The organism is Streptomyces sp. NPDC037100 (assembly GCF_055606225.1).
The window spans coordinates 346,148-364,605 of sequence record NZ_JBVJSX010000009.1 but is presented as its reverse complement, the minus strand read 5'-3'; the positions used below and the strand labels follow the sequence as shown (position 1 = coordinate 364,605).

Here is an 18,458-nt window from a genome sequence, read left to right as displayed (position 1 = left end):
CCCGTTCACAGCGCCCGCAGGCCGTGCCCCCGGAACTGCTGGCGGACCCGCTCGGTCAGCTCCTGATCCGGCACGGGTGTGTCCCGCAGGGGGAAGGGGATGCCCAGGGCCTCGTACTTGTGGGCGCCGAGCTTGTGGAACGGCAGGACGTCCACCCGGTCGACGTTGCCCAGCCCGGCGAGGAACTCACCGAGCCCGTCGACGGCCGCCGGGTCGTCGGTCCAGCCGGGCACGAGGACGTAGCGGGCCCACACCGGGACGCCGAGCCGGTCCAGTCGGGTGGCGAAGTCGAGGGTCGGGGCGAGGTCTGTGCCGGTCAGCTTCCGGTAGGTCCGGGCGTCGAAGGACTTGATGTCCAGCAGGACCAGGTCGGTGTCGGCGAGGAGTTCGTCGCTCGCGCGGGTGCCGAGGAAGCCGGAGGTGTCCAGGGCGGTGTGCAGGGCGAGTTCCTTGCAGCGGCGGAAGATCCCGGCCGTGAACACGGGCTGCAGCAGGGCCTCTCCGCCGGTGAGGGTCACTCCCCCGCCGGCGGTGGTGATGAAGGGCCGGTACTTGTCGATCTCGGCCATCACGTCGTCGACGGTGCTCTGCTCGCCGTCGCGCAGGTGCCAGGTGTCCGGGTTGGCGCAGTACAGGCAGCGCAGCGGGCAGCCGCTGAGGAACAGCACGAACCGGGTCCCGGGACCGTCCACCCCCGTGGACAGGTCCCAGGAGTGGATCCGGCCCGTCACCGGCTCGACGGTGGTGTTCACGGCGATCCGTGGAAGGTGCGGCTGATCACGTCGAGCTGCTGCTCGCGGGTCAGGCGGACGAAGTTGACGGCGTAGCCGGAGACCCGGACCGTCAGTTCCGGGTACTTCTCCGGGTGCTCCATCGCGTCCTCGAGCGTCGCGCGGTCCAGGACGTTCACATTCATGTGGAATCCACCGGAGGCCGTGTACGCGTCCAGGATGCCGACCAGATGGCCCGCGCGCTCGGCCGGGTCGTGCCCCAGCCCTTCGGGCGTGATCGTCGTGGTCAGCGAGATGCCGTCCCGCGCCTGCTCGTAGGGGAGCTTGGCCACCGAGAGGGCCGATGCGGCCACACCGTGCCGGTCGCGGCCGTTCATCGGGTTGGCGCCCGGTGCGAACGGGGCGCCCGCGCGCCGGCCGTCGGGCGTGTTTCCGGTGTGCTTGCCGTACACCACGTTCGAGGTGATGGTCAGCACCGACTGCGTGTGCTCGGCGTTCCGGTGGGTGGGGTGCTTGCGCACCTTCGCCATGAACGACTCCACCAGGCCGACGGCGATGGCGTCGGCCCGGTCGTCGTTGTTGCCGTAGGCCGGGTAGTCGCCCTCGGTCTCGTAGTCGACGGCGAGCCCGGTGGCGTCCCGTATGACCTTCACACGCGCGTACTTGACGGCGGACAGGCTGTCGACGGCGACCGAGAGGCCTGCGATGCCGCAGGCCATGAAGCGGTGCACGGGGTGGTCGTGCAGGGCCATCTCGATGCGCTCGTAGGCGTACTTGTCGTGCATGCAGTGGATGACGTTGAGGGTGTTGACGTAGGTCGCCGCGAGCCAGTCGAGCATGTGGTCGTACGCCGCCGACAGCTGCTCGTAGTCCAGGTACTCGCGGGTCAGCGCGGGCGCCTCGGGCGCGATCTGCTCGCCGGTCATCTCGTCCCGGCCGCCGTTGATCGCGTACAGCAGGGCCTTGGCCAGGTTGACCCTCGCCCCGAAGAACTGCATCTGCCGGCCCACCGCCATCGCGGACACGCAGCAGGCGATCGCGGTGTCGTCCCCGGTACGCGGGCGCATCAGGTCGTCGGACTCGTACTGAATGGCGCTGGTGTCGATGGAGACCTGCGCGCAGAACCGCTTGAAGCTCTCCGGCAGTTGCGCCGACCACAGCACCGTGAGGTTGGGCTCGGGGGCCGGGCCGAGGTTGTACAGGGTCTGCAGGAAGCGGAAGGAGGTGCGGGTGACCAGCGGGCGGCCGTCGGTGCCGATGCCCCCGATGGACTCCGTCACCCAGGTCGGGTCGCCGGAGAACAGCGCGTCGTACTCGGGGGTGCGCAGGAACCGTACGATCCGCAGCTTGATCACGAAGTCGTCCATCAGCTCCTGGGCACGGACCTCGTCGATGGTCCCCTCGTCCAGGTCACGCTGGAGGTAGACGTCGAGGAAGGTGGAGGTGCGGCCCAGCGACATCGCGGCGCCGTTCTGCTCCTTCACCGCGGCCAGGAAGCCGAGGTAGAGCCACTGCACCGCCTCGTGCGCGGTCGTGGCAGGCTGGGTGACGTCGCAGCCGTACGTGGTCGCCATCCGCGCCAGCTCGCCCAGTGCCTTGATCTGCTCGGCCAGTTCCTCGCGGTCGCGGATGACGTCCGGGCTCGACGGCTGTGCGTCCAGCCGGGCCCGCTCGGCCCTCTTCGCCTCGATCAGCCGGGTCGTGCCGTACAGCGCGACGCGCCGGTAGTCGCCGATGATCCGGCCACGGCCGTACGCGTCCGGCAGCCCGGTGATGATCGCGGCCTTGCGTGCGGCGCGCATCTCGGGGGTGTAGGCGTCGAAGACACCGTCGTTGTGGGTCTTGCGGTAGCTGCCGAACACCTTGGTCACGAACGGATCGGGCTCGTAGCCGTACGCCTTCAGGCCGTTCTCCACCATCCGCAGACCGCCGTTCGGCATGATCGCGCGCTTCAGCGGGGCGTCGGTCTGCAGGCCGACGATCAGCTCACGGTCCGGGTCGATGTAGCCGGGTGCGTGCGAAGTGACGGTGGAGGGGGTGGCGGCGTCCACGTCGAGGACGCCGCGCCGTCGCTCCTCGGGGAACAGGGCGCTGACCTTGCCCCAGACCGAGCGGGTGCGCTCGGTCGGGCCGGTCAGGAAGGCGGCGTCGCCCTCGTAGGGCGTGTAGTTGGCCTGGATGAAGTCGCGCACATCGACCTGGTTCCGCCAGTGCGTACCGGCGAAGCCTCGCCATGCCTCGGTGGTCGCCCGGGGTCCAACTGTCACCGTTGCCGTCATCGCCCGTCTCTCCCTCGTTGTGCACGTGAATGTCTGCACTGTCGATGCTCGTCGCCGGCGATGCCTGCCGGGAGGGCCTGTCGGCGTGCCCGGGGCACGCCATCCGTCCCTCGCGGCGGGGCCGTTGGGCCCGGTCAGGCCGAGCTTCGTCTCGCCGAGCCGACGGGAACCCCTCGGCACGCCCTAAGGGCCCGTCCCCTCGGGACGTAGGGCCCGGGCGGCCCCGCCCGGCCGGACGAGAGGGAACCCCGGGAAGGAGGAATGAGACGTTCAAACGGTGAGGTCCACGCCGTACGCAGTGCGTCCGCCGATGAGCTCACGTCCAGTGACCAGTTCCGGCTCGATGCGAACGAAGACCTCCTGCGGCGCGGGCACCCAGGAGACCGGGCCGGTGCGGGCCAGTCGTTCGTGCTCGGCAGGGTCGGTCACCACTGCGGCCGATCCTGTGACGACAACGCTCCAGCCGGAGTGCCTGGCCGCGACGACGTCGTCCGCCTCGAAGGCGACCACCGCGCCGTCGATCGCGCGGACCAGATCCGAAGCCGCGCAGGCGCGCAGCAGGATCGCGCCATCGTGGTCGAGGCTGAAGTTGACCGGCAGTACGGCGGGCAGGGCCCGGCGCGTGTAGACGATGCGGCCGACGGGCACCTTGGCCATCAGCCGCAGGCACTCCTGCCGCCCGAGTTCACGGAAACCGTCGTTGGGGTACATCTGCCAACCTGTCTTTCACCTGGTACAGCGCTCCTGCGTCTTGTCCAGCCTGAACCGTGTGAGGCTCGGAATGAGGGGGCCATCGGTCCCGGCCATGCGGAGAACGACCCGTGTCACCCTGTGATCGATCCCCCAGTGGGCCCTGGCCTTGCGGAGAGATGCTGGTCCTCCTTGGGCCGGCGGGCTGCTTCACGCCCGCGGCGGGCGCGGCAGCTCCACCCGAACCGGGCAGTAGGGCCGACCGGCCCTACCGTCACCTCGCTTCTGCCCCGTTGTCTCGGACCATGTCCGGAATCGGCCCCAGGTCCACCCCTCACCCTGCGGACTACACCGCCGGTGAAACCACCGTCGTGGAGCTGCGTGGCGAGATAGGCATCTTCACCGCGCCTCCCCTCGCGGCCCGGCTGGAGGCCCTGACCGCCAACCCGCGCCCCGATCTGGTGCTGGACCTGCGCTCCATGGCCTTCATCGACTGCACCGGCCTGGGCGTCCTGTGCCGGGCACGGAACCGAGCCGAGGCACGGTACGGCCGGCTGCGGCTGGTCACCGACAGCGCCGGGCTTCCGGCGGATCCTTCGCGCCGTGGGCCTGGCGGGTGTCTTCGAGCTGCACTCCAGCCTGAACGAAGCCCTGTCCCGTACGTCCCCGGTCGTCGCCACGAGCTGATGGGAGGACCGGGGCCTGCCGGCTCGGCAGCACCTCATCGAGCACCGCGCCCGGAGCGCGCCGGGGGCTCGCAGCGCCTTCGGGGCCGTATCCGAGACGGATGATCATCTGCAGATGACCGGTCCGCCCGGGGACCGGGCTCAGGGAACGGCGCGGGTCCGGCCACTCCAGCGCCCACCCGGCATCCGGGCCGCCTCCGCAGGCCACTCAGCAGGGAGAGCTTCGGATTCCCGGAATCGGCGAAGCCAGAGCGAGCGCGTTCCCCAATCTCCTGGTTCCCAAGATTCCCGGCAGCGTCACGCACTCGTGTGCCCGTCAGCCCGGCGGCGACGCGTGCCGCCCATGTCTCGATCGCGGTGAGGTCGCGGAAGTCCCCCCTTTCCGTTATGGCGGATCATCCGCACCACCCCTCCCTTCGCACCCTCCTCCAGGCAGCCCCCGAAGGTGACGTGTTCCCCGGCGTCGAGCCGGATCATGGCCTTCTTCACACGGTGCGTTCAGTGGTGCGCGACAACGGCGACAGGGGCGGTTGCGTGGTGCAGTACGGCGTGGGTGACGGGTCCGATGTGGGCGCCGATCGGGCTGCGGCGGATCCGGCGGCCGACGACGACCAGCGATGCCGCGCGGGAGGCGTCGATGACGTGGTTGGCGGGGCTGCCGAGGCGGGACTCCTCGAGGACCTCGACGGCCGGGTACTTCTGCCGCCAGGGGCTCAGGACCTTGGCCAGGTCGGCGGCGTCCTGCCGGCCCAGCTCCGCGCCCACCTCGGGTGCGTCGGGCAGGCTGGAGACGTAGTAGGGCGGGAGGATCCAGCCGTGTACGACCCGCAGCGACGTCTGCCGTCGGGCGGCCTCGTCGAAAGCGAAGGCGATCACCGTGTCGTCGGGGTGGTCGGTGTCGAGGCCGAGCACCACGGGCCGGTATGCGGTGGCGGCGGACGCGATGCCCACAGGGTCCTTCTCGTGCTCGTCGGCGGCCTGTTCGCCGGATCGCACGAGGACGACGGGAGTCTCGGTGCGAGCGATCACGGCCGCGCCAACAGACCCGACGAGGAACCCCCCGATCCCGCTCAGCCCGCGGGAGCCGAGGACCAGCAACTCAGCGTCCTTGGCAGCCTCCACCAAGGCGTCCGTCGGCCTGCCGGAAATCTGTTCCATGACCACGTCCACACCCGGGTGATGCAGGCGGAGTCCCTCAGCCGCTTCGCGCGGAATCCGCTCGCTCCAATGCTGCTGCGTCTCAGCACCCAGGAGCGGGGCCTGCGCGATGGGCTCCGGAACGGGCTCCCAGACGTGCACGAGCTTCAGCGGCAGGCCGCGCAGCTTCGCCTCACGGGCCGCCCACTCGGCGGCGGCGCGACTCTCGAGCGAGCCGTCGAGGCCCACGGTGACGGTGTGGGACATTGATGTCCACCTCCTGAATCGGGGTTACGGTCCCAGGGTGGTGGCGAGGCAATGGCGCGATGCAGAGACCGCAGGTCCCCTGTCGAGGGCCGATAGGCCCCATGGGCCGACCGCTGTTCTCCGTGTCGCAGCGTCCGGCGACGCCGACCGACGGCAGAGCGGGACGTGCGGGCGGAGTGAGGTCAAGCGGTGGCCTCCAGGCGCCCGGCCTCGGTCGGAGCGCTCGTGCGCGGTCGGTTCCCCGAGGGGGTGGTGGCGGCCCGTGCCCGCCATGCCGACCAGCAGCGCTGCGCCGGCAGAAGATGCCTCGCGGGCCGTTCGGCACCTCGCGGCCGGCCAGAAGCCCGGAGGATCCTGAGTCCTTGACCCCAAGGAGGATCATGTCCCAGAGCTCGGTCGGCCGTGCTCCACAATGGCGCCGTCTGGTGCCCGGACTCGGCACGCTGCTCGGCTATCGGCGCTCGTGGCTGCGAGGCGACGTCCTGGCCGGAGTGACAGTGGCCGCGTATCTCGTGCCCCAGGTGATGGCGTACGCGGGCGTGGCCGGCCTGCCGCCGGTCGCCGGGCTGTGGGCGATCCTGCCCGCGCTCGCCCTGTACGCCCTGCTCGGCTCCTCCCGCCTGCTTTCGGTCGGCCCGGAGTCGACGACTGCGCTGATGACGGCGACGGTGGTCGGGCCGCTCGCCGCCGGAGATCCGAACCGGTACGCGACGCTGGCCGCGACCCTCGCGATCGCGGTCGGCCTGCTGTGCGCGCTGGCATGGGCGACACGGCTCGGATTCGTCGCGGATCTGCTGTCCCGGCCGGTGCTGATCGGGTATCTGGCGGGCGTGGCGCTGATCATGATCGTGGACCAGCTTCCCAAACTCACCGGTGTCCCGACGACGGGCTCGGCCTTCTTCGCCCAACTGTGGTCCTTCGTGCGGCACCTGTCACACGCCCACGTGGTCACGGCCCTGTTCGCCATGGTGGCGCTCGGCGTCCTCTTCACGGTGGCCCGCTTCTACCGCGACGTTCCCGGCCCCCTCCTCGTCGTGGTCTTCGCTACGGCGGCCGTATCCCTGTTCGACGTCGACGACCGATACGGCATCAAGGTGATCGGCGACGTCCCGTCGGGCCTTCCCACCGTGGCCCTGCCGGACCTGGCCGTACTGCCGCACCTGATCCTCCCCGCGCTGGGCCTCCTCCTGGTCGGCTACACCGACCTCATCCTCACCGCACGGGCCTTCACCACGCGCGATGACAAGGGTTCCGGGCTCGACGCCAACCAGGAGTTCCTCGCTCTGGGCGCGGCCAACCTCGGTGCGGGCACACTGCACGGATTCCCGGTCAGCAGCAGCGCCAGCCGAACCGCGCTCGCCTCATCAGCAGGCGGGCACAGCCAGGCGTACGCACTGGTGGCCGGCGCGGCCGTCCTCGCGGTCCTGCTCTTCCTGAGCCCGCTGCTCTCCCGCACGCCCACGGCGATCCTCGGGGCGCTCGTCGTCTACGCGGCCGTCCGCATGATCGACCTGACGGGCTTCCGGCGGCTGGCATCCTTTCGCCGCCGGGAACTCCTGCTGGCGCTCGGCTGCCTGGCCGGGGTTCTCGCCCTGGACATCCTGTACGGCGTGCTGGTCGCCGTCGGCCTGTCCGTGGCCGAACTGCTCACCCGGGTGGCCCGCCCGCACGACGCCGTCCAGGGCCTCGTCCCCGGTGTGGCCGGCATGCACGACATCGACGACTACCCCCAGGCCCGCACCATCCCCGGCCTGCTCGTCTACCGCTACGACTCCCCGCTGTTCTTCGCCAACGCAGAGAACTTCCGCCGCCGGGCCCTGGCCGCCGTGGACGGACAGACCGAACCGGTCCGCTGGTTCGTCCTCAACACCGAGGCGAATGTGGAGGTCGACATCACGGCCCTGGACTCGGTCGACGAACTCCGCCGCGAACTTGCCCGACGCGGCGTCGTCTTCGCCCTCGCACGCGTCAAGCAGGACCTGCTGGACGACCTGACGGCGTACGGCTTGGTGGAGTCCGTCGGCCGCGAACGGATCTTTCCCACTCTGCCGACGGCGGTGGCCGCATACCGGAAGTGGAACCTGGATCAGTAGACCTCCTAAGGTCCCTCTCCCTCGACGTGCGGCTTGCGGAGCGCCTGGCGATCACGTCGCCGCCGGCGCTCACCCGGAACGGCTGCCACAGACAGAGCCGACAGTCGGTCGTCCCGGTGCCGTGCGGCCCCGCGGCGGTGCGGATTGTGGGACCGATGTGCCCGAATCCATGGGGCCGTTCGGCCCCAGTCGGCCCAGCACCGTGAATCAGCGCCGAAACGCGGTCGGGTGCCTGTTACACAGGAGATGCCGCCGGATGCGATGCGGCGCCCTGTGTGGGTCTTGCGCGGGTGATTTCCCACGCTGTGGAGTGTGTGGGGGCGTGGCAGCGGGAGGAGACGTTGCCGGAACCGAACCGCCTTTTCGGGCAGGCCGGGGAGTCGTCGGCGGCCGAGCAGGACGAGTGGGAGGCCATCGCGGACGCCGAGGAGGAGGACCGACGCCGGCGGGGCGCCCAGCGGGAAGGCAACGGCTCGCAACCATCCAAATCGGCGCCGGCTGACGACGTTGATCAGCGGGAGAAGCCGATGACGTCAGGCGCGGGTGCTGGTTCAGACGTGGGGCACAACGGCGACGGGGCAGCCGACGTGGTGCAACACCCCGTGAGTGACCGGACCGGTGTGGAACCCGAGACGGCTGTCCCGTATCCGGCGCCCCACCACCACCAGGGCAGCCCCGGCAGCGGCACGGACCAGTTCGGTGACCGCCCGGCCCTCGGCGACCGTCTCGGTGACGGCGACCTCGGGGAATTTCTCGCCCCACGGGCGCAGCGCCGCGACCACGGCGTGCTCGTGCTCCGCGAGCAGCTCCGGGCCGGGCGGCGGGACGACCCGGTCGGCGGTTGTGTATCCCGGCGGGACGGTGAAGGTGTGGACCACGCGCAGCGCGGCGCTGCGGCGCCGGGCCGCCGCGAAGGCGAACTCGATGAGGTCGTCGCACGGTTGGCCGGTGTCGAGGCCAAGGACGATGTCGCGGTACGGGAGCTCGGGTATCTCGTCCGGTGAGACACCGTCGGGGGCCGGGAGGTGTTCGGCGGCGGAGCTCTCACCTGCCCGGGTCAGGACGACGGGGCGCGGGGACCTGGCGAGGACCCGCTGGGAGACCGAGCCGAGCAGGAAACCCCTGACACCGCTGAGACCGCGGGAGCCGAGCACCAGGAGGTCGGCGCGTTCGGCCGCTTCGAGCAGGGCGGCCACCGGTGATTCCTTCACCTGCCGGTCGACGATGCTCAGCGCGGGGTGCGCGGCACGGACGCTGTTCGACGCCTCTGCCAGGATCTGCTTGGCCCAGCCGCGCTCGGTCATGTCCATGGGCACATAGGCCGGAGGGCGCGCGTGCACCTGCCAGGCGTGCACCAGCTGCAGCTCCGCGCCGCGGCCCAGGGCCTCGCGGGCCGCCCAGTGCGCGGCGGCGAGGCTCTCGGGAGAACCGTCGATCCCTACGGCAACGTGTCGATCCATGACCTGTGCCTCCTCGGTGTCCGCGTGTCCACTCTGAAGCCTGCTACGAACACCGAGCCGTGCGCAGGGACCAGAGGTCCCTTTCCTCGGGCTTCCCGGCCCCCGTGCTTCTCGCCGTGATTCCGGGGAGCCGTTCAAGGAGGTGGCTCGTCTGCTGGGCCGGCATCCGATCAGCGGCCCGCCGGTGGTGGACGCCGACGACAAGGTCGTGGACCTGATCTCCGAGTCCGACCTGATCCTCCGGCAGGCGGCGCAAGCCGAACGGGACCGGGGACGCGGCTTCCGGCTCCCGGCTCCCGGCACTGCGCCGCAGGACGCGGCGCACGACAGCCAAGGAGCGTGCCACCACCGCCGGGCAGCCGATGTCGCCGCCCGCGATCACCGTGCACCCGGAACAAGGTGTGGCGGACACGGCGCGGGTGATGGGGCGTCATGATGTCGAACGGCTGCCCGTGGTCGACGAGGAGGACCGCCTCATCGGTATCGCCACCCGCCGTGACGTGCTGCGGGTCTTCCTGCGGCCCGACGAGGAGACCTATGTCCCGGCCAGGCGGCGAGCCATTGAACCGGTCAAGACCACTGGGGTACGACCGCCACCGGGCAGGAGGAGTGGTGCAAGGCCGTGTGGGCGACCCTGCCGAGCTGGAGCCCGGCGTGTCCGCGGCGGCGCTGGGCGCCTACGACGAGCAGGTCGGCGGTGGCCGAGGCGTCCAGCAGCACCTGGTGGGCGGGACCTTCGGCAGTGCGCCGGCGCACTGGCACGGACGGGTGGGCGGCCGCCGCGTCGGACAGGGCCGCTTCCACCGTCATGGCGGCCTGCTGCTCAGGATGACGGGCGGGCTCTCCCGCAGGCAGGGCACGGGCGGTGCTCGGGTGTGTGGGGCGGCGCCAGGCCCGTACGGCGTGCAGGGTGGCGTAGCGGGCTGCCGCCTCCTCGAAGGCGAAGCGCACGGCTGCCGTGTTTCCCGGTTCCTCGCCGACACCGAGCACGATGCGCTGGTAGATCCGGGACGTGCGTCGGTCGTCGTGGCCGCCGCGCAGCACGATCACCGGGCAGTGGGCGCGGGCGGCGACGGCCAGGCTGACCGAGCCGAGCAGCCGCTCGGCGATACCGCTGCGGCCCCGCGATCCGATGACGAGTGCGCAGGCGTGGCGGCCCTCGTCGAGGAGCGCGCTGACGGCGTCATCGGGCAGAACCGCGGTGGTGATCTTCAGGTCCGGGGCCCGTCGGTGGGCGCGCCGCGCCGCGGCCTCGACGATGTCGTCGGCCAGCACCTGCTCCGAGGATCTGCCCAGCCCCTGGGCGAGCGCGGCGCCTTCGTACCGTTCCCACAGGGAGGCGTACACCAGCCGCAGCGGCACCCCGTGCAGGACGGCCTCGTCAGCCGCCCAGTCCACCGCCCGCATGCTCGGCTCGGAGCCGTCCACGCCCACGGTCAGGGGCAACTCCATGGTCCTCATCTCCCTTGCTGTCCCTTCCTTTACTCCTCTGCCGGGCCATTCAGTCGTGCGGGACGACGGCGACGGGGGCAGCAGCGTGGTGCAGTACGGCGTGCGTGACGGGGCCGATGTGGGCGCCGAACAAAGAGCGGCGGATCTGGCGCCCGACCACAACCAGGGAGGCGTCGTGGGAGGCGGCCACCAGTTGGTCGGCGGCCTTGCCGGCCCGGGAGCTCTCGACGATCTCCAGCGACGGGAACTTCTGTCGCCAGGGACGCAGGACCTCGGTCAGCGCTGACGCCCATTCTGCGGCGATCAGGGCGTTCAGCTCCGGGTCGTCGGGCAGCCCGTAGGCGAAATAGGGCGGCAGGGTGAAGCCGTGGACGACCTGCAGCGTGGTGGCGCGGCGCATGGCCGCGTCGATCGCGAACTCGATCAACGCCTCGTGGGGATGGCTGGTGTCCAGCCCCAGGACGACGGGCCGGTACCCGGTCGCGGCGGACGGAATGCCTGCCGGGTCCATGACGTGCTCGTCAGCGGCCGCTTCCCCGGCCCGTACGAGGACCACGGGCCGCTCGGTACGCGCGACGACGGCTTGGCCGACCGAGCCGACCAGGAACCCGCTGATGCCACTCAGCCCCCGGGACCCCAGCACGAGGAGCTCAGCCTCCTCGGCCGCGTCGGACAGCACCTCGCCCGGTCGCCCGGTGAGCTGTTCCCCGACGACCTCCACGCCGGGGTGGCGCAGCCGCAGCCCTTCGGCCGCCTCGCGCAGGATCCGATCCGGCCACTTCTGCTGCGCTTCGGCGCCCAGCAGGGGTGCCAGGGCCATGGGCGTCGGCACCGGTTCCCAGACGTTCACCAGCCTCAACGGCAACGCGCGCAGCTGCGCCTCACGGGCCGCCCACTCGGCGGCGGCCCGGCTCTCGGACGAGCCGTCGAGCCCTACGGTGACGGTGCGGGACATGGGACGTACCTCCTGGGGCAGGTCGAACGCATGGAGTATCCGGCTGCAGCCTCGCAGCCGGGGATGGTGTGTTGGAGAGGCCACAGGCCCCCTGGCATGGGGCCGATCGGCCCCATGTGCGGGCCCAGAACGTGTGCAGAAGTGCGATCGCGGCGCCGGGACTGCGGGGGGCCTCCCGGAGCCCCGCAGTCCCGGCGCTGTCAGCCAGTCGGCCCGCCGGTCACCTCTTACGCAACGACTCCGAGTCGATCAACCCCAGATGTCCGAGTTCGACGGAGCGTAGTCAGCACCAGGTCAGCACGGGGAGTGAGGACAGGTGATGGGGTGAGGACAGGTGATGACGTGGGCTTTTGGTCAGCACCAAACCAGCACGGGAGTCAGCACCGCACCGCCACATCACTCCGACCTACGCGTCACGGACAGCACTCGTTTCGACCACCTTCGAGCCCCTGAACCGCCCTGTCGTGAGCTGGCATGGTGGCCACACGCATAGCCAACCCTCGAACTATGGTGCCCCGCCACATGTGCGCCTGACCTGCGTGTTTCTACGGGTCAACTTGCCAACCCCATCAATCTCGTGGGGACGGTGACGGCCCCGGCATTCGCTCAACTCCAGGGCATGAACATCAACGTGGGCAAGCTCCTCGGGTGGATCCTGGTCTCCGTCACCGAACGCCCAAGCGGCCCATCCGCGCCGCCTGTCCGTACCGCTTTTGGTGGACCTGTTCTGGAAGCTCGGCCATCGGGCAGCGGGCCGCGCTGGGCTGCTGCCGGTTCCGCCTCGCGGCCAGCTGAGCAGGACAGCGGCGCGGGGGCTACAGACCGGAGCAGCCGTGCGGGCCCGACCTGTTGGCCGGGGCCGCACGGTTGTCGGGGCTGGATCAGCTTGGCTGGTCGCCGGTGTACCGGTAGATCGCGCCGGCGCTGTTGACGTGCCACACGGTGCCGTCGGCGCCTGCGGCGATGTCGGTGGCGTTGCCGGGGATCTTGACCCAGGGGTTGGTGCCGCTGGCGTCGTTGTTGGTGTACCGGTAGATGCTGCCTGCCGTGTCGACGCCCCACACGTTAGTCCGGGAGCCGACCGCGATCCGCTTCAGGCTGCCGTTGACGCTCTTCCACGGGTTCGAGCTGTCCTGGTCCCCCACGTACCGGAAGACATAGTTGCCGCTGTTGACGCCCCACACGGTGCCGTCCGCCGCGGCGCCGATGTCACTCAGTCCTCCGGGGATCTTGAGCCACGGGTTGGTGTCGTTGTTGGTGTACCGGTAGATGGCGCCGGCGGAGTCCACGCCCCACACGTTCGTCCGGGAACCCGCATCGATGCGGACCAGGCTGCCGTTGATGCCCACCCAGTTCGTCGTGCTCTGGTCGCCGGTGTACCGGTAGATCTGGTTGCCGCTGTTGACGCCCCACACGGTGCCGTCCGCCGCGGCACCGATGTCGCTCAGCCCACCCGGAATGTTGATCCAGGGGCTGCCGTCGAAGTTCGTGTACCGGTAGACGGCATTCGCGGAGTTCACACCCCACACCGTCGTCCTGGACCCCGCCGAGATGGCCGAGAGACCGCCGTCGACCTTCACCCAATCCGCCATGAAGTCCCCTCCGTCGAGCCGCTGTTGGCTACGACACTGAGTGACGAGACGACCGCGATAAAAGGGGCGAATTCTTGTCTTAATGTCAAACGAGCCAGTAAATCATGGTTTCAGTTCCCGTTGCCTTGCTAGGGCGCGGCGGATCCGGCTCGGCCGGGAGCGCTTCGGCCGGACACGCTGTCCCACCCATGGGCTATCGACATGAGCACCGGTCCGTGCTCCCCACGAAGCGGCCCAGGACTTCCGGCGCATCGGGCGAGGCCGTGGACTTCGGCACGAAAGACGCGCGAGCAGGTATCGGCCGACAGAGCCCTGGCTGCTAGGAGCCCAGCGGGGTCCGCCACAAGTGCCGCCCCGCCCGTCCCGTCTGCCTGTCGACAGGCAGACGGGACGGGCGGGGCGGGTGGTCAGGGGTTGTGGGACATGGTCATCGGAAGGGCCATGAGCTGCACGACGACGTTGCCCGGGTCGCCGACGGGTGCGAAGTCGACCGGCTGTTGCAACTGGTAGACGGCGCCCTGCGGGGGGAACACGGTGAGGTTGCCGTTCAGGGTGGTCATCGTCTTGGTGTTGGACAGCACCATAGGCTCACCGGTGGCGGGGAACTTCTCGATGGTGAGGGTGAAGTCGTGGAACAGGGTGCTCCTGAACGTCGGCGGCATGTTCGAGACGACTTCCAGCAGGCTGAGCGGCGTGGTGTCGACGTCGGCCTGCGAGAGCGTGACCTTGCCGAGCGTCGGGTGGTCGGCGCTGTACTCCTCGCCGATGATCCTCATCTTCACTCCGCCGAGACCGCCATTGAGGTTCGCCTCGATGCGGACCCTGATGCCGCCCTTGAAGTCGAGCTCGACCATACCGGTCGCGTCGATCTTCAACGGCACGTTCACGGCGTAGCCGGAGCACGGGATCTCCAGCCCGATCGGGGGTAGCAGGCCGCCAATACTCACCATCGGGACACCTCCGGAGCAGGGGGCCGCGCCGGGCGACGCGGACATGCCGCGCGAACGACGGCTTTCCGCACGCTACCGATCACCACAGGGCCGGGCCTGCTCACGCACCGGGAGACCACGAAAGGATGAACCCGGTGCGACGGCCCAGGCCCAAGCCGTCGGAGCCCGATCCTGCGCGACGCTGACCGCCCGCGCGAAGAGGGCCGGAGTTCGAGGCCCGGGGCCCGGCAGGGGCACGTGAGGGAATCCCTGCGACGCATGCAGCTCTTGGGCGCCTGGCCGGTTTCTTCAGAAGGGGAGGGCGGCCTGAAGCGCGGCATACATGGGCATGAGGTCGTCCAGGCCGACGAGGTGCAGGAGCCGTTGCACGGGTGCCGGAACGATGGCCAGACGGAGCCAGCCGTCGCTGTCCTGGGCACGGTGGGCGTAGCTGCTTCTGAACTACCCGAAACCGTGGCCCTGCTGTCCGTTCACGTCTTCGAGGCGGCGCGCGATGCTAAGACGGTCAGCGACGTGATGGACCGGGCCTGGGCGTCGACGTCGCAGCCACTCTCGGCTAGGTACGCGACACTCCGCGCCCGTACGGCAGAAGGCCGAAGGCCGAAGGCCCCGGCGGCCCCTGCGGCAGCCGGGGCCAGGTGTCGCGGGAGGAGGGGTACGCCTTACTTACTGATCTTCCAGTCGGCGAAGTTGCCGCCGCGGTTGAAGTAGGCGTTGGTGCAGACGTCGAGCTTGCCGCCGTTTGTGGCGTTCTGGTTGACCTCCAGGAAGCCGCCGTTGTCGTCGTAGGTGTTCCACAAGAGGACGATGTCTCCTTCCCGGACGTTCTGGTCGCCGGGTGCGGAGGTCTGGGCGAAGATCCGCCAGCTGCCGCTGCCGGGGGCGCGGTTCGTGGCCTGGGCGGTGGACACGTCGTACTTGCCGCCGACGCTCTTCTGCACGGTGCTGGCGTGGTTTGCGGTGTCGAGGTAGCCGCCGTCGCCGCCGTAGAGGTTGCGCAGGTGGACCAGGTCCCCGCTCAGGACGGGCTGGCCGGCTGCCTTACCCGAGGCGGACAGGATCTCCCACGTGCCCGAGCCCTGGGCGCGGGTGGGGCTGTCGGCGGTGGCCACCTCGTGCTTCAGGCCGGCATGGGGGCTGTGGTTGAGGGTGTCGAGGTAGCCGCCCTGCCAGCTGTTGTACCCGTTCTGCAGGTGGATCTGATCGCCGTACTTGAGTTCGTTCGCCATCAGGCATTCCCCTCACTCGTTGACGTCTGGTCCAGATTCCGGGATGGATCCCGCAAGAAAGCTCGCGGCGGCGGCTCGGCCGGGGTCGTGGGCTACACGTAATCGAGGAGCCAGCCGACGGGGTTGTCGTCCGGTACGTCGCTGTCACCCGCCCGTGTGGATCTTCTGGATGCCCCTGGGGAGCTTGCCGGCGCGTCGGCCATCGGCCTGGTTGACGGCCCAGGCGACGGCTGGGAGCCATGTCGTGCCGCCGCGCATCTGCACCTTCAGACACGCAGCCGCCCAGCAGGCGCCCAAGCTGACTGAAGCAGCGGCCTAGAACCCGGGGCTCACCCAGTGCGCCATGACTCCCGTACGTCCGTCGCCGTTGCTGATGACTTGGGCGCTGCCCGTCCCGATGCGGTACGCGTGGAGCGTGATGACGTCTCCGATGGCGAACTTCTCCAGGATCGTCTGCCCGGGGGTGGTCTGCATTTCCACGTTCCCACCGGTCAGTGCTTCAGTGCCGGGGATGACCTGGCCGTTCTTGAACAGTGCAGTACGGACGAGCAAGCTCGCCGCTGCGGTCCCGCCGGTGTACGAGCGGGCGTGGTACGAGATCTCCCACACTCCGGGGAAGGGGATCGTGAGGTCCGGGACCTCGGAGATCCGCTCATCGGTCCTGTCGGCACCGGTGAGTGAGTGGCTGAAGTCGACCGGGCCGGTCTGGAGCCATGTCGAGCCCTGCCGGTAACTTGCTGGAGTTGTCATGCCTTTACGCTAAGTAAGGCAGTCGTAGGACAAGACATGATCAGTCGGATGCCACCCGTCCAGGTAGAAAGAGGCATTTGACGTTTAATGTCGGGGGCTTGGCGTTCGCCCACCCGGTGATCCAACAGACCGGCAAGCGCCGGTCGGCGCCACGGCCGGAACGACGCGGCGTCGCGGCGTGCTGTCCTTCAGTGATCTGCCGGACAGAACGTAGACGGAACCGGCACGCGGCGTTCATTCATGAGGATGACCGACGTGTGTCCGCGTTACAACTCAGGGGAAGCAGGCACCTCTCTCACGCCTTCAGGTGAACTTCGGCCAGGGAAACGTTCATTCATCCCACTTTGGAGGCGTTATAGGCAAATCTGGCAGCCCTCTAAAGGAAGGCTTGCTCATGCGGCGTCGTACAGTGATCGTCACTGCTCTGCTTTCCCTGTCGGCTGTGGGCGTGTCTGCGGCTGTGGCTGCGGGGCCCGTGATGCCTGTTGCGGGGACGGTCACGTGGTGCTTGTCTGCCGTGGCGGCTGAGCGCCTGGCGGCCGACGGAATTGCGACGACAGCCGACGCTCCGGCCGTGCTCGACTCTTCTGGGCCGACCCCGTGTGTGCAGTGGCCGATGAAGGGCAAGATCAGCCTCGACCTGACCGAGGGGTCCTGGTCGGCGGGTGGCGGCATGACCTTCACGCGGGCCTCGGACGGGCGCAGTCTTCGCTTCACCGGGGCGCAGGGTGACTTGGCGCGGCGGTCGATGCTGATCCATGGGGCTGTCGGAGATGAAGCCGCGCAGCCGGTTGATCTCTCCACGTACGAGATCGACATGTCGAAGGTCACGGTCACTATGCCGTCCCTGAACTCGCCTGGCTCGGTTGAGAGCAAGCCGTTCGACACGATGCTCCAGCCGGACGGTTCGGCGGTCTTCTCTCGAGCGTTCGGTGTGTCACCGGTTCCCACTGGGAGCAGCCTGGCCACGCTCGCGGGCCGTGTCGATGTGGCACCGGGGCTGGGCTGAGGCGGATGACGGGGGAAACTGGTGCTGGCCTACTCCGCTCTGACCTGCCGGGTGAGGTCCGGGCTATGCAGGTCGGCGCCGCAGTGCTGGCATGGACACGGGATTTGAGCCTGGTGGTCGACGCTTTTGAAGAGAAGCGCCTGGCTGCTATGCGACTGGGGAAATTCGCTGAGTTGACCGCGCCGGAGGCGAACACCTGCGATGTGGAACTGACGGCCCAGTGGGCTGCATTCATCTGCCTGGTCGACGACCGGCTCGACCGCGGCGGGGTCGACGTCCGGCCGGAGGAGGTCGCGTCGCTGTTCAACCGGCTGCTGGACGTGCTCACCGGTGGCTCTGCCGGATCTGGCAGCGGGTTCGAGCGTGCCCTGCACGACTTGTGGCGGCGTACGGCTCCGCGGATGCCCACTCAGTGGCGGGAGCGGTTCGTTGCAGACTACCGCGACTTCGCCCTGGCTACGCATGAAGAGGCCACCGGCCGCGCCGACCTGGACCAGCTGGGGCTGCACGACTACGTCCTGCGGCGTCGAAGAACTATCACCGCCCTGCCTATGGCAGACATCCTGGAGTGCACCACTGGCGCGCCCTGGCCCGGCCTGCCCGCCGGGGAGGACCTCGTGAGGGCCCTGCGGCGGGCTGCGGCTGATGTGGCCGGTTGGACCAATGACCTGGTTTCGGACGAGGACGACCTGCGGGAGGGCCGCGACAACCTGGTGACTGTGTTGAGCCGTGAGCGCGGCTGCTCCCTGGCCTCGGCGCGCGAACAGGTCACGGTGATGCGCGATGACCGACTGAGGGATTTCCATGCGTTGGCCGCCTCGTTGGCCGCGATGGCCGTGCCCGGTGCCGAGCGGGATGGAGTACGGCGTTACGTAGCGGCGCTCGGTTCCTTTGTGGCCGCGACGCTGCACTGGCTCGGCGTCACCCATCGCTTCGATGCCCGCTGGGCGCCCGGCCTGTGTGACTGACCTCGGTGCCCGGCCCTTCCGATCCACACCACCGAGTTCTCCGTGCCCTCCAAGGACTGTCCTACCGATGAGACTCCCTTCCGCAGAGCAACTCCCCCCGGCCTGGCCGTCGTCGCATTTCCCAGCAACGCTGCCTGCCGGGCGCGAGCGGCTCTTGGCGCGCGTGTTGAACCGGGTGGGAGCCAATGGTGCCGTGCGCGACTCCTGCCG

Annotated in this window: 15 protein-coding genes and 2 pseudogenes; 5 read left to right on the top strand and 12 right to left on the bottom strand. The window is 69.5% G+C overall.

Annotation, left to right across the window (positions count from 1 at the left end; translation table 11 throughout):
* Positions 1–5: 5 nt before the first annotated feature.
* The 3 genes from pflA to ACZ7EG_RS28565 all read right to left on the bottom strand — a co-directional run bounded on the left by pflA (position 6) and on the right by ACZ7EG_RS28565 (position 3,721).
* Positions 6–752 (bottom strand): pyruvate formate-lyase-activating protein, encoded by a 747-nt coding sequence (gene pflA, locus ACZ7EG_RS28575; protein WP_471084838.1) that lies wholly within the window; start codon positions 750–752, stop codon positions 6–8.
* Positions 749–3,010: a formate C-acetyltransferase gene (gene pflB, locus ACZ7EG_RS28570; protein WP_471084835.1), complete on the bottom strand. Its 2,262-nt coding sequence runs from the start codon at positions 3,008–3,010 to the stop codon at positions 749–751. The genes pflA and pflB overlap by 4 nt, the downstream gene beginning before the upstream one ends.
* Before the next feature lie 270 nt (positions 3,011–3,280).
* Entirely contained in the window at positions 3,281–3,721 is a 441-nt protein-coding gene (locus ACZ7EG_RS28565) for a pyridoxamine 5'-phosphate oxidase family protein (RefSeq protein ID WP_471084832.1), read from the bottom strand.
* Between the two features lie 284 nt (positions 3,722–4,005).
* Between ACZ7EG_RS28565 and ACZ7EG_RS28560 the strand changes: the two are divergent.
* Positions 4,006–4,387: pseudogene (locus ACZ7EG_RS28560) on the top strand (STAS domain-containing protein).
* A 313-nt stretch (positions 4,388–4,700) separates the two neighbouring features.
* On the opposite strand, the pseudogene ACZ7EG_RS28555 reads toward ACZ7EG_RS28560, so the two are convergent.
* Together ACZ7EG_RS28555 and ACZ7EG_RS28550 are read right to left on the bottom strand one after the other, a co-directional pair.
* A pseudogene (locus tag ACZ7EG_RS28555) lies at positions 4,701–4,875 on the bottom strand (flavodoxin domain-containing protein); the annotation flags it as partial.
* Between the two features lie 9 nt (positions 4,876–4,884).
* Positions 4,885–5,790, bottom strand: coding sequence for a universal stress protein (locus tag ACZ7EG_RS28550; RefSeq protein WP_471084829.1), 906 nt, complete (start codon positions 5,788–5,790; stop codon positions 4,885–4,887).
* Positions 5,791–6,170: 380 nt separating this feature from the next.
* On the opposite strand from ACZ7EG_RS28550, the gene ACZ7EG_RS28545 reads away from it, so the two are divergent.
* A complete protein-coding gene (locus ACZ7EG_RS28545) occupies positions 6,171–7,883 on the top strand; it encodes a SulP family inorganic anion transporter (protein ID WP_471084826.1) in 1,713 nt (570 codons plus the stop codon).
* 551 nt (positions 7,884–8,434) lie between these two features.
* On the opposite strand, the gene ACZ7EG_RS28540 is transcribed toward ACZ7EG_RS28545, so the two are convergent.
* Positions 8,435–9,343, bottom strand: a complete 909-nt coding sequence (locus ACZ7EG_RS28540) for a universal stress protein (RefSeq protein ID WP_471084823.1) — start codon at positions 9,341–9,343, stop codon at positions 8,435–8,437.
* Between the two features lie 142 nt (positions 9,344–9,485).
* Between ACZ7EG_RS28540 and ACZ7EG_RS28535 the strand changes: the two genes are divergently transcribed.
* Positions 9,486–9,779, top strand: a complete 294-nt coding sequence (locus tag ACZ7EG_RS28535; protein WP_471084820.1) for a hypothetical protein — start codon at positions 9,486–9,488, stop codon at positions 9,777–9,779.
* Between the two features lie 134 nt (positions 9,780–9,913).
* Here ACZ7EG_RS28535 and ACZ7EG_RS28530 read toward each other — a convergent pair whose 3' ends face one another.
* From ACZ7EG_RS28530 to ACZ7EG_RS28505, 6 genes are all read right to left on the bottom strand, one after another.
* Positions 9,914–10,804 (bottom strand): universal stress protein, encoded by an 891-nt coding sequence (locus ACZ7EG_RS28530; RefSeq protein ID WP_471084817.1) that lies wholly within the window; start codon positions 10,802–10,804, stop codon positions 9,914–9,916.
* Positions 10,805–10,844: 40 nt separating this feature from the next.
* Entirely contained in the window at positions 10,845–11,750 is a 906-nt protein-coding gene (locus ACZ7EG_RS28525) for a universal stress protein (RefSeq protein ID WP_471084814.1), read from the bottom strand.
* A gap of 881 nt (positions 11,751–12,631) precedes the next feature.
* On the bottom strand, positions 12,632–13,342 hold the full coding sequence (locus ACZ7EG_RS28520) for a tectonin domain-containing protein (protein ID WP_471084811.1): 711 nt from the start codon (positions 13,340–13,342) through the stop codon (positions 12,632–12,634).
* A 407-nt stretch (positions 13,343–13,749) separates the two neighbouring features.
* On the bottom strand, positions 13,750–14,292 hold the full coding sequence (locus tag ACZ7EG_RS28515) for a hypothetical protein (RefSeq protein WP_471084808.1): 543 nt from the start codon (positions 14,290–14,292) through the stop codon (positions 13,750–13,752).
* 662 nt (positions 14,293–14,954) lie between these two features.
* Positions 14,955–15,521 (bottom strand): hypothetical protein, encoded by a 567-nt coding sequence (locus ACZ7EG_RS28510; RefSeq protein WP_471084805.1) that lies wholly within the window; start codon positions 15,519–15,521, stop codon positions 14,955–14,957.
* Between the two features lie 315 nt (positions 15,522–15,836).
* Complete coding sequence (locus ACZ7EG_RS28505; RefSeq protein WP_471084802.1) at positions 15,837–16,271, bottom strand: hypothetical protein; 435 nt, start codon at positions 16,269–16,271, stop codon at positions 15,837–15,839.
* Positions 16,272–16,887: 616 nt separating this feature from the next.
* Between ACZ7EG_RS28505 and ACZ7EG_RS28500 the strand changes: the two genes are divergently transcribed.
* Both ACZ7EG_RS28500 and ACZ7EG_RS28495 read left to right on the top strand, forming a co-directional pair.
* On the top strand, positions 16,888–17,280 hold the full coding sequence (locus tag ACZ7EG_RS28500; RefSeq protein ID WP_471084799.1) for a hypothetical protein: 393 nt from the start codon (positions 16,888–16,890) through the stop codon (positions 17,278–17,280).
* Between the two features lie 65 nt (positions 17,281–17,345).
* Positions 17,346–18,248: a terpene synthase family protein gene (locus ACZ7EG_RS28495; protein WP_471084797.1), complete on the top strand. Its 903-nt coding sequence runs from the start codon at positions 17,346–17,348 to the stop codon at positions 18,246–18,248.
* Positions 18,249–18,458: the final 210 nt, after the last annotated feature.